Annotated in this window: 8 protein-coding genes; 4 read left to right on the plus strand and 4 right to left on the minus strand. The window is 61.4% G+C overall.

Features of this window, described 5'->3' with window-relative positions; all coding sequences use genetic code 11:
* Nucleotides 1–32: 32 nt before the first annotated feature.
* Nucleotides 33–1,424 carry a PTS ascorbate transporter subunit IIC gene (locus tag DXC18_RS03600; protein WP_117635569.1) on the plus strand — a complete coding sequence of 464 codons (1,392 nt, stop codon included), beginning with the start codon at nt 33–35 and terminating at the stop codon, nt 1,422–1,424.
* A 323-nt stretch (nt 1,425–1,747) separates the two neighbouring features.
* Nucleotides 1,748–2,452 (plus strand): transaldolase, encoded by a 705-nt coding sequence (locus DXC18_RS03605; protein WP_233508990.1) that lies wholly within the window; start codon nt 1,748–1,750, stop codon nt 2,450–2,452.
* A 381-nt stretch (nt 2,453–2,833) separates the two neighbouring features.
* Here DXC18_RS03605 and DXC18_RS03610 read toward each other — a convergent pair whose 3' ends face one another.
* The 4 genes from DXC18_RS03610 to DXC18_RS03625 all read right to left on the minus strand — a co-directional run bounded on the left by DXC18_RS03610 (nt 2,834) and on the right by DXC18_RS03625 (nt 8,483).
* Nucleotides 2,834–4,981 (minus strand): Tex family protein, encoded by a 2,148-nt coding sequence (locus DXC18_RS03610; protein ID WP_117582970.1) that lies wholly within the window; start codon nt 4,979–4,981, stop codon nt 2,834–2,836.
* 186 nt (nt 4,982–5,167) lie between these two features.
* Nucleotides 5,168–6,208 carry a Gfo/Idh/MocA family protein gene (locus DXC18_RS03615; RefSeq protein WP_117582971.1) on the minus strand — a complete coding sequence of 347 codons (1,041 nt, stop codon included), beginning with the start codon at nt 6,206–6,208 and terminating at the stop codon, nt 5,168–5,170.
* 70 nt (nt 6,209–6,278) lie between these two features.
* The gene (locus DXC18_RS03620; protein WP_117582972.1) at nt 6,279–7,535 is read right to left on the minus strand and encodes an MFS transporter; all 1,257 of its coding nucleotides are present in this window, start codon (nt 7,533–7,535) and stop codon (nt 6,279–6,281) included.
* Between the two features lie 66 nt (nt 7,536–7,601).
* Complete coding sequence (locus DXC18_RS03625) at nt 7,602–8,483, minus strand: SDR family NAD(P)-dependent oxidoreductase (protein ID WP_117582973.1); 882 nt, start codon at nt 8,481–8,483, stop codon at nt 7,602–7,604.
* A 233-nt stretch (nt 8,484–8,716) separates the two neighbouring features.
* On the opposite strand from DXC18_RS03625, the gene DXC18_RS03630 reads away from it, so the two are divergent.
* Both DXC18_RS03630 and DXC18_RS03635 read left to right on the plus strand, forming a co-directional pair.
* Nucleotides 8,717–9,661, plus strand: coding sequence for a LysR family transcriptional regulator (locus tag DXC18_RS03630; RefSeq protein ID WP_233508991.1), 945 nt, complete (start codon nt 8,717–8,719; stop codon nt 9,659–9,661).
* Nucleotides 9,662–9,713: 52 nt separating this feature from the next.
* Nucleotides 9,714–10,805: a GGDEF domain-containing protein gene (locus tag DXC18_RS03635; RefSeq protein WP_199412186.1), complete on the plus strand. Its 1,092-nt coding sequence runs from the start codon at nt 9,714–9,716 to the stop codon at nt 10,803–10,805.
* Nucleotides 10,806–10,903 lie beyond the last annotated feature (98 nt).

Below are 10,903 nucleotides of genomic sequence, written 5' to 3' on the forward strand. Positions count from 1 at the left end.
ACGCGCCCACGTTAGAGAGAAAGGAAGCGCAGATGCAAGCCATCCTTCCCATACTTGAGTTTATCCAATCGATTCTGACCAAGCCAGCGTGGATTATGGGTCTATTTGCCTTTGTGGGCCTTGTCGCGCTTAAGCGTCCTGCCCACAAGGTGATGACGGGCACCCTGAAGCCCATTCTTGGTTACATCATGCTGTCCGCCGGCGCCGCTGTTGTTCAGGAGAACCTTGCTCCGCTGGGTACCTTCATCGAGACCGGTTTCCACATCACCGGCGTCGTGCCCAACAACGAGGTCGTCGTTTCGATGGCTCAGAGCGTCCTCGGCGTTCAGACCATGATGATCCTGATTCTCGGCTATGTCGTGAACATTATCATTGCCCGCTTTACCAAGTTTAAGTACATCTTCCTGACGGGCCATCACAGCATGTTTATGGCCTGCCTGCTGTCTGCCGTTCTGCAGGCATCTGGCTTCCAGGATGTCCAGCTTGTCATCGTGGGCGGCATGTTCCTGGGCCTCGTGAGCGCTATGCTTCCTGCCGTTGGTCAGCGTTTCACCGAGAAGGTTACCGATGGCGATGAAATCGCCATGGGCCACTTCGGTTCACTCGCCTATTACATCTCCGCTGCAGTCGGTACGCTTTTTGCTAAGGACGCCGAGGAGAACAGCACCGAGAAGATCGAGGTTCCCGAGAAGTTCGCCTTCCTGCGCGACACTACCATCTCCACGGCTCTTACCATGGCCTTCTTCTACCTGGTTACCGCTTTCGCCGCTTACATCGCAGATCCTGCGGTCGTTACCAAGACCGCTGGCGGCGACAACGTGATTGTCTATGCCCTGACCTGTGCCCTGTCCTTTGCCGTTGGTGTCACCATCGTCTATAACGGCGTTCGTATGATCCTTGCCGACCTGGTCCCGGCTTTCCAGGGCATCTCCAACAAGCTGATCCCCGGTGCCATCCCCGCCGTCGACTGCGCCGTCTTCTTCCCCTATGCTCCCACCGCCGTCATCCTCGGCTTTGTCGCTTCCTTTATCGGTGGCGTGGTCGGTATGTTCATCGTGGGCGCTACTCTGGGCATCTTCATCATCCCGGGCATGGTTCCTCACTTCTTCTGCGGTGCTACCGCGGGCATCTACGGCAATGCTACCGGCGGTCGCAAGGGCGCAGCTCTTGGCGCTTTCGTCAACGGCCTGCTCATCACCTTTGCCCCGGCCCTGCTCCTGCCCGTTCTTGACGTCTTTGGCTTCAAGAACACTACGTTCGGCGACTTCGATTTCTCCGTCATTGGTATTACGCTTGGCCGCGCTGCCGAGGCCTTCGGTACCACCGGTGTCTACGCGATTCTTGCTGTCCTTCTGATCGTCGCCTTCGTCCCCAACTTCATCCACACCAAGGGTGCTGTGATTAACCACGTTGAGGAAGAGTAATCCAGGCATACGTTAAGCCCTAATCGGGCGGAGCTCCGATAACCGGCTCCTACACGGAAGCGGTGGCGTCTCAAATGAGGCGTCACCGCTTTTGTTTTGGAGTGGTTGTGAAAACGTACCGGTGAAGCGCTGTCTCTGCGCCGCGAACGGAATCAACCGCGATGATCAGCAAAAACGTTTTGCCGCTGGGGTGTCGATATAAAAATGGTAAAACTGCAAAACCGTTCGCCGAGAAGATAAAAACCCGCAGTTCACGCCTTGATAAACGTAGGTAAAGTGTTTAGCAGTTTATCGGCCGTATGCTAACGAAAGGAATCAGGCAGATGGCAATCAAGGTGTTCGCTGACGGTGCAAATCTCGAGGGCATGCTCGACATGTACGAGAACGGCAACGTTCAGGGTTTCACGACCAACCCGTCCCTTATGAAGAAGGGCGGCGTGACGGATTACCGCGCGTTTGCCAAAGAGGTCTTGACCCACATCACCGATGTATCCGTGTCGTTTGAGGTCTTTGCCGACGACGTCGAGACCATGGAGGTCGAGGCGCGCGAGATCGCTACCTGGGCCGAGAACGTCTACGTCAAGATTCCGTGCGTGACTACCAAGGGCGAGTCCACGGCCGAGTTGGTGCGCAAGCTTTCCGCCGACGGCATTAAGGTCAACGTCACCACCATCTTTACGCCTGCGCAGGTCGACGAGATGGTCGACGCTGTCGACGCCGAGACGCCGTCCATCATCTCGCTCTTTGCCGGCCGTATCGCCGACACGGGTGTCGATCCCATTCCGTTTATGACGGAGTCGGTCAAGAAGGCCGCCGCCAAGCCCAACTGCGAGGTCCTGTGGGCGTCCACTCGCGAGCTTATCAACATTTACCAGGCGCAGGCCTGCGGCTGTCAGATCATCACGGTGCCCAACAGCATCTTGGCCAAGCGCAAGAACATCGGTCGCGACCCGTATGAGGTTTCGCTCGATACCGTGCGCGGCTTTGCCAAGGATATCGCCGCTTTGGGCTTCCATATCCTGCCGTAACGCGAACACTGGCTGCGCCGCGGGTTGTTCGCCCCGGCCTTTCCTTTCCCTATCGCTCACGCGCTTCGCGAGGGTCGCGCTAGGCAAAGGAAAGGCCGGGGCTGCCGACACGAGCTTGCCGGCAAGTTAGCACTCGGCTTCCATATCCTGCCGTAGGCAAAGGTACCCCCGCCTGCGACGTGCAAAATTGAGAGTATTCAGCAAGGTAAAGGCTTTTACCAGCTGGTTGAAGCACGGAACAGCCCCCGTTTTGGCTCTGACGACGCTAAAACGGGGGCTGTTTGTGACTTTATTGCCTCTGAGGAGCGTTCGGAGCGGCGGAAATTGCAGAATACTCGCGATTTTGCACGCTGCTACAGGGGGTACCCTTGCTTTGGCGGTTTATTTCCCCTGCACCATGGTGAGCGAGATCTTCTTGCGGTCGCGATCGACCTTTTCGACCCACACCTTGACCGTGTCGCCGACGCGCACCACGTCGCTTGGGTGCTTGACGAAGCGGTTGGCCAGTTTGGAGATGTGCACGAGGCCGTCCTGGTGCACGCCCACGTCGACGAAGGCGCCAAAGTCGACGACGTTGCGCACCGTGCCCTTGAGCTCCATGCCGGGTTCCAGGTCGTCGATGGAAAGTGCCGAGCGGCTAAAGACCACCTCGGGCGCGTCGTCTCGCGGGTCGCGGCCGGGCTTCTTGAGCTCGTTGACAATGTCGATGAGCGTGAGGGTACCGCAGTCCAGGTCGCTTGCCAGCGTCGAGATGCTGCCCAGGCGGCGCTCGATGTCGGGCACGCCGCCGCGGCTGAGCTCGCTTGCCGCAACGCCGGCGCGCTCCAGGACGGCCGTGGCCACCTCGTAGCTTTCGGGGTGGACGCTTGTCGCGTCGAGCGGGTTCTTGCCGCCGCTGATGCGCAGGAAACCTGCGGCGTTGAGGTACGCCTTGGGTCCCAGCTTGGGGACCTTCTTGAGCTGGCGGCGATCGGTAAAGGCGCCGTTTTCCTCGCGGAAAGCCACGATGTTTTTGGCCACGCTCGGCGTGATGCCCGATACGTATCCCAGCAGGCTCGCGCTCGCGGTGTTCACGTCGACGCCCACGCGGTTAACGACGTCCTCCACCACGTGGCCCAGGGTGCGCGAGAGTTCGGCCTGGTCAAGGTCGTGCTGGTATTGACCCACGCCGATGGACTGGGGCGGAATCTTGACGAGCTCTGCCAGCGGGTCTTGCAGGCGGCGGCCCAGGCTCATGGCGCCACGTACGGTGACGTCCAGGTCGGGATATTCCTGGCTGGCGAGCTCGGAGGCGGAGTACACCGATGCGCCGGCCTCGTTGACGATGGTGTAGCGAAGGCTGGGCGCCTGCTCGGCAATGAACTCCGAGACGACTTCCTCGGTCTCGCGGCTGGCGGTGCCGTTGCCGATGACGATGGTGTTGACGCCGTCCTTCTTGACGAGGCGGGCGAGCTCGCGCTTGGTGCCGGCGACGTCGTGGCGCGGCTTGGTGGGGTAGACCACGCCGTGGTCGAGCAGCTTGCCGGTCTCGTCCATGACGGCGACCTTGCAGCCAGTGCGGTAGCCCGGATCGAGCGCGAGCACGCGGGCGCCGCGCACGGGGCGTGCCGAGAGCAGGCCCTCAAGATTCTTGGCAAAGACGTTGATGGCCTCGGTCTGCGCGCGGACGGTGAGCTTGGCGCGGGCCTCGCGCTCCAGCGAGGGGGCCATGAGGCGCTTGTAACCATCGGCGATGGCGGCATCGAAGATGGGAGCAAACACGCCCTGGCGTCGGGGCCAACGGCTGCCGAGGCGCGCCGTGGCGGCAGCGCCGTCGACGTTCACGCGCACGCGGAGCTTACCCTCGCGCTCACCGCGGTCGATAGCCAGCACGCGGTGGTTAGGGATGCGGCGCAGCGGCTCGTCAAAGTTGTAGTAAGGCTCGTAGGGAGTCTTCTCCGCGGGGTCGGTGGCCTCGACGACGATATCGGCGGTGTTTTGCGTAAAGGCGCGCAGGTCGGCGACGTTCTCAGGGTCCTCGGCCACCGTCTCGGCCACGATGTCGGCGGCGCCGGCAAGCGCCTTCTCAGGTGTGTCGAAGCCGGCCTCCTCGTTGACGTATTCCGCGGCGGCGTCGAGCGCGCTGCCCTTGGCCGAGGCCTGCATGATGATCATGTTGGCAAGCGGCTCCAGACCTGCCTCGCGGGCCTTCTGCGCGCGGGTCATGCGCTTTTTGCGGTAGGGCTTATAGAGGTCCTCGACACGCTGGAGCTGTGTGGCCTCGCGGATCTGCTGCTCGAGCTCGGGCGTGAGCTTGCCCTGTGCGTCGATGAGCAGGATGACGTCCTCTTTGCGCTGCTCAAGATTGCGCAGGTAGGACAGGCGCTCGTCGAGTGCGCGCAGGGCGACGTCGTCCATGCCGCCGGTGGTTTCCTTGCGGTAGCGCGAGATAAAGGGGATGGTGTTGCCCTCGTCGATGAGCTTGACGGTCGCCTCGACATTGGCGGCCTTAAGGTTGAGCTCGCGGGCGAGCTGGGCGATAAGATCCATGGGAATTCCTGTCTGTGAGTACGTTACAGGTGCATGAGCCACCCAGTCTACCACCCGCCCGCGCGCCGCGGCTGCAAAGAAAAGCCCCGCGGGCAGGAGGCTGCTCGTGGGGCAAAGAAGAGGGGCTTATTTGTGGCGGACCGAGGGACTCGGCATGGGGTTTCTGCCGCGGCCGCTCTTAAGGCATTACAGCTCGACGAGCTGGCCGGTCTCGGCGGCCTCCTTGATGGCGTTAAGCAGCGTGAGCGTCTTAACGTTGTCGGCGGGGGTCACGACGGGCTCGACCTCGCGGCGGACGACCTTCACAAAGTGCTTGAGCTGCATCTTGTGCGGCAGCGCCGGGTCCACGGCCGGGATCTCCATCTGCAGCGGCTTGTGCCAGTTGGAGGCACCGTTGTAGGAGAACTGGTGCAGGCGGGGCAGCGAAAGGGCGCCCAAGGTTCCGCCGATAAAGTAGGCGTCGGCGTCGAAGGGACGGTACTGCGGGTCCTCGCGAGCGGTGGCCTCCCAGTTCCAGGGGCTGGCGGTGGCATCGGAGATGGTCATGCTTGCGAGCGCGCCATCTGCAAAACGGACGTTGACCACGGCGGAGTCCTCAGTCTCAAAACCGCGGGCGGCGCTGGACTGCATACCCTGGACGGCGACGGGCTCGCCCAGCAGATAGCGGAGCAGGTCGACGTCGTGAACCAGGTTAACCAGGATCGGGCCGGCACCCTTCTTGCGGCGCCACTCGACATCGAAGTACTCGTCATTCTTATAGATCATGTAGTGGAAGCTCGACACGGTGAGCTTGCCCAGCTCGCCGGACTCGATGATCTCTTTGGCTTTGTTGACGAAGGGGTTGTGACGACGGTGCTGGCCCACGAGCACGGGCACGCCGGCGGTCTCGGCCTCGGCGGCAAAGGTCTGGGCATCCTCGAGGTCATTGGAGATCGGCTTTTCGACCAGCGGCACGATGTTGCGCTTCACGGCCTCGCGGGCAACGCCCAGATGCAGGTCGTTGGGGGTGGCGATGATGACGGCCTCGGGCTTGACCTCGTCCATCATCTGGGCGGGATCGGTAAAGAACGGCACGCCGGCAGCCTCGGCCGTGGCGCGGGCGCCCTCAAAGGCGTCGGCGATGGCGACGAGCTCGGCCTCGGGCTCCTCGGTGACAAAGCGGATGTGGTTGCGGCCCATGGCGCCGGCGCCGATGACGGCAATGCGGACGGGGTTGAGCTCAGACATTTCGACTCCTTAATGCTGGTGGCTGGTGGAATGTGACAAAGGGACGGTCCCTCATGTCACATCGGTAAAACTAAGCGGACTTCTTCTTGCTGTCGGAGACCATCATGTAGACGGTGAGTACGACGGCGATGGCGGCGATCACGATGGCGCCGTAGAAGGACTGCTGGTAGGCGGCGCTGCCGGCCTCGGCGTGATACAGCACGGCGGTGATGGGCTGGCTGATCCAGGTGGAAGCGGCGTAGCCCAGGAACATGATGCCGTAGTTGACGCCGATGTTGCTGGTACCAAAGGCGCCACCGGTAAGCGGCGGGTAGATGACGAGCAGGGCGCCAAAGCTAAAGCCGAGCAGGGCGAGCGCCACAAAGAACATGCTCTGCGTAAAGCTCATCGACATGATGACGAGCGCGACGATGGTGACGACAAGGCTGATGAGCAGCGACTTGTAGGCGCCGAGCTTGTCAATGATCTGGCCAAAGGACAGACGACCGACCAGGTTGGCGCAGGTGTTGACGGAGACCACTACACCGCCGAGGGCGACAGCTGCGGCGCACGTGGGGTCGGCGAAGAGCTGGACGGCGGCGATGGAGGCAACCTTGCCCACGAGCAGGGTGCCTGCAGTGGCAGCAAAGGCGAAGGTGACGATGAGGATCCAAAAGCGCGGGGTTTTGACCATCTCGCCCGGGGTGAGGTCGCCGAAGGTGCCGGCGTGTGCGCCGCCCTTGGGGGCCTCGAAGCCCTCGGGCAGCCAACCGGCCTCGGGGGCCTTCAGGAACAGGGCGGAGGCGGCGATCATCGCAAAGAAGATGACGCCGAGTGCCTTGAGGGCGCCAAAGATGCCCAGGCTCGGGATGAGCAGCGAGGCGAGCACCGGGGACAGCACGGCGGGGCCGGCGGTCGAAGCGGCCAGGGTGATGCCGGAGGCCAGGCCCTTCTTGTCGATGAACCACTTTTGGCCGGTGGTGAGCGCCGGGTTGTAACCCAGGCCGTTGCCGATGGCGGCGACGAGCGAGAACCACAGGTAGAACTGCCACGGCTCGGTGACGGTGCCAGACATGAACCAGCCCAGGCCGTAGCACACGGCGGCGGCGATCACGACGTTGCGGGGGCCGATCTTATCGGAGATGCGGCCGGCGAAGATGCCTGTCACGGCCATGATGGTCTGAAAGACCGGGAAAGCCCAGGTAAGGGCGCTGGACCACTCGGGGTAGACGGCGAGCAGGTTCTTGCTCACGACGGAATACAGCGCGATGGAGCTGATAAAGAACATGGTGACGCACGCGGCGGAAAGCACGACGGCGCGACCCTTGTTGGAGTTGGTGGAAGCCATTGGACTCTTTCTAATCGATGCGGGGGAGGGGCGGACACGTCCGCGGGGCCTCCCTGTCAGGCTGGTTTACTGGTCAGTGGGCTTTGCGACGCCAGACTCGTCGGACCAAAGCTCGACACCCTTGTTCTTGAGGTAGTTGTCGGCAAAGGCTCGACGGCCGCCGGGCTTGGCGGTGAGGTCGCCCATCATATTGGAGAAGCCGCCGTCGACCTTGATGGCGTCGCCGGTGGTAAAGTCCGAGCGCTTGGACGCCAGGAACATGACGGCGTTGGCGATATCGCTGACCTCGCCGATGCGGCGCGTGGCGATGAGACGGCTGCGGCTCTTCTCGACCTCGGGGTCGGCGTAAAAGCTCGCCGACATGGGGGTCTTAACAAAGCAGGGCTCGACGCAATTGGAACGCACGCCGTAGGGACCCCACTCGGCAGCCAACATCTTCGACATCATGTTGACGCCCGCCTTGGTGGAGCTGTACACGCCCGAGAACGTCTCGGGGGAGTGGCTGGCAACGGTCGAGATGTGCACCAGGCGACCATGGCCGGCCTTGATCATCTCGCGACCAAAGCGCTGCGAGGTGATGAAGTAGCCGGTGAGGTTGACGTTGAGGACCTCGTTCCAGTCACTCAGCGGCAGGTCTTCCATGGCTGCGAAGCGCAGGATGCCGGCAGTGTTGACGAGGACGTCGACGCGGCCGAAGTCGGCGATGGTGGCATCGACAGCGGCCTGAACCTCGGCCTCGTCGGTGGCGTTCATCTTGTAGCCCTCGGCGTGGATGCCAAACTCGGCGGCGAGGTCGGCGGCCGCGGCCTTGACCTTCTCCTCGTCCAGGTCGAGCAGGACGACGTTGGCGCCGTTGCGGGCGAACTCGCGGCAGATCTCGACGCCCATGCCGCCGAGTGCGCCGGTCACAGCGCAGACATCGCCCTCGAGCTTAAGCCAGTTGCTCATAGGAACTTCCCTTCTTGTGCCTCCCGGTGGGTCGCTCCCATTAATCGACCCACGTGGTTTTCGCTGGTTATCGTATGCTTTGCATTTGCGCAGGTGAATTGCATATTTGTTAGAATGGCGTAAACCTATGGTTTACAGCACGCAAGGCAATTTGTTCTTAATTGAGTGTGTGACCTGCCAAAACGACCCCCTTCGGCAGCGCATGTCCATACGTCTGGAAACGGGAGATTGACGTGTACGATCGACGACTCGAGGCCATAGCGGCCGCCGCTGAGCTGGGAAGCTTCTCGCGCGCCGCGGCAAAACTGCGCGTGTCGACCCCGGCACTCGTCAAACAGGTGTCAAGATTCGAGGCCGAGTTTGGCATCACGCTGTTCGAGCGCTCGCATTCGGGCGTCAAGGTGACGCCGGCGGGGGCGCTTCTGGTGGACGACGCGCGCTCGATTATGCGCCAGTCCGAGGATGCCCTGCGTCGCGCCCGACGCGCGGCGGGCGATGGCGGCGCCGTGCGCCTGGGCGTGTCGATGATGTGCCCGGGGCGTCAGACGCTGTCGATGTGGACGGGCGTACACGAGCTGGAACCATCGCTGCGCTTCGAGATCGTGCCGGTGAACGACCTCTATGACGAGCGTGAATCCGTCATGCGCAGCTTGGGGCGCGAGGTGGATGTAGTGCAGTCGAGTTTTTCGACCCCGCGCTGGGGTGACGCCTGCCAAAAGCTCCGCATCGTTACCGTGCCGTTTTATATCGACGTGCCGCGCACAAGCCGGCTTGCGCGCAAGACGCGCATCACGGTTGCCGACTTGGAGGGCATGCGCCTGCGCGTGCTTCGTCACGGCAACGACGCCATGGACAGCCTGCGCATCGACCTGTTGGCCGACGGCGGCGTGGACGTGATCGACGTGGACAGCTTTGACTTTGCGCTCTTTAACGAAGCGGAGGAAAAGGGCGATGCGGTGCTCACCTGCGGAGCGTGGTCGGGCGTGCACCCGGCCTTTGTGGGCGTACCGTTCCTATGTGGCCGCGAGGTGCCGGTCTATTTGCACTACCCGCTTGAGCCCACCCTCCAAGTCCAAAAATTCGTCAACGCCATGGTCCAACTTCTAAATAGCTATCGTGTCGATGATTCTTTAATCCCCGTCCTAGAAAAATCATCTGGTAGAGTTGACCTCACGTGAATTTCAGCACACTGTGTGCTACCTGCACTTTTGTCATTTGAGGAGTGAACTTGTGAATCCTTCTGTCGCCAAGAAAGCCAGCCGGGCGGTGCGCCTGCTCATGATGGTGCTCACGGCAGTTCTCATCTTCTTTTTCATCAATGTTATGCTGCTCGTCTCCGATATCCAGGGCACAGCGCGCGTGGTCAACTACGCCGGTCTGGTGCGCGGCACTACGCAGCGAATCGTTAAGCTCGAGGACGCGGGCCAGCCTCGAGATGACCTGCTCAGAGCCGTTGATTCATACATCAACGGTTTGCGTTACGGAAGTGATGACCTCAACCTCGTCCGTCTCGACGACGACGAGTATCAGGCAAAGATGACCGAGCTTGCAAACTATTATGATGAGCTTTGCGCCGAGATCATCCATGTGCGCGAAGTCGGCTACGAGAACACCGACATCATCGCCATGAGCGAGGAGTTCTTTGGTATTTGCGACGATGCTACGCGACTCGCAGAGGACTACTCTCAGGAGAAGGCGTCGGCGCTCAACTATCTCGAGGGCTTGGTGATCATCGACATCGTGGGCTTGGTGACGACCTTTGCGGTCGAACTTGTTCGCGCGGTGCGCACTGCCGCACTCAATCGCGAGCTGCAGAGCAAAGTTTATCTCGACGAAGCTACGGGACTGCCCAACAAGAACAAATGCGAGGAAATCTTGGGTCAGGAGCATCCCGTTTCCGCTGAAGCGCCCGTTGCGCTGTGTGTCTTCGATCTTAATAATCTGCATACGGTCAATAACCGCTTTGGCCACGAGAAGGGTGACGAATACATCCGTTCTTTTGCCCAGCAGCTGGGGCGCGTGGCGTCCGAGGCCTGCTTTGTGGGCCGCGACGGCGGCGATGAGTTTATCGCGGTGCTGTGTGATGCCGATCGAGCTGCCGTGGAGTCCCGTCTCGCTCGGGTCCGTGCGAACGTGAACGAGTATTCCGAGGCTCACTCCGACATGCCTATCAGCTACGCGGTGGGCTATGCGCTTTCCAGTGATTTTGATGAGCTGCCCACGATGCGCGAGCTCTTTTCACAGGCCGACAAAAACATGTACATCGACAAGAACCGCATAAAGACGGCCGAGGCAGCCGGTCCGCAACGCGATGGCCGGTAAGCCTGCAACAGAGGACGGCTACAAAACGAGGCCCTGGCCAAACGGCCAGGGCCTCACTAACCTTTATTCCGTTTTAAACAACGGGCTGATTGCGCGCA

The sequence above is a fragment of the Collinsella sp. OM08-14AT genome (assembly GCF_003438115.1).
GTDB lineage: Bacteria > Actinomycetota > Coriobacteriia > Coriobacteriales > Coriobacteriaceae > Collinsella.

Excerpts from the sequence above, each read along its gene's own strand:
- DXC18_RS03600 (WP_117635569.1), top strand. The coding sequence starts at position 33 with ATGCAAGCCATCCTTCCCATACTTGAGTTTATCCAATCGATTCTGACC.
- DXC18_RS03605 (WP_233508990.1), top strand. The coding sequence starts at position 1,748 with ATGGCAATCAAGGTGTTCGCTGACGGTGCAAATCTCGAGGGCATGCTC.
- DXC18_RS03610 (WP_117582970.1), bottom strand. The coding sequence starts at position 4,981 with ATGGATCTTATCGCCCAGCTCGCCCGCGAGCTCAACCTTAAGGCCGCC.
- DXC18_RS03615 (WP_117582971.1), bottom strand. The coding sequence starts at position 6,208 with ATGTCTGAGCTCAACCCCGTCCGCATTGCCGTCATCGGCGCCGGCGCC.
- DXC18_RS03620 (WP_117582972.1), bottom strand. The coding sequence starts at position 7,535 with ATGGCTTCCACCAACTCCAACAAGGGTCGCGCCGTCGTGCTTTCCGCC.
- DXC18_RS03625 (WP_117582973.1), bottom strand. The coding sequence starts at position 8,483 with ATGAGCAACTGGCTTAAGCTCGAGGGCGATGTCTGCGCTGTGACCGGC.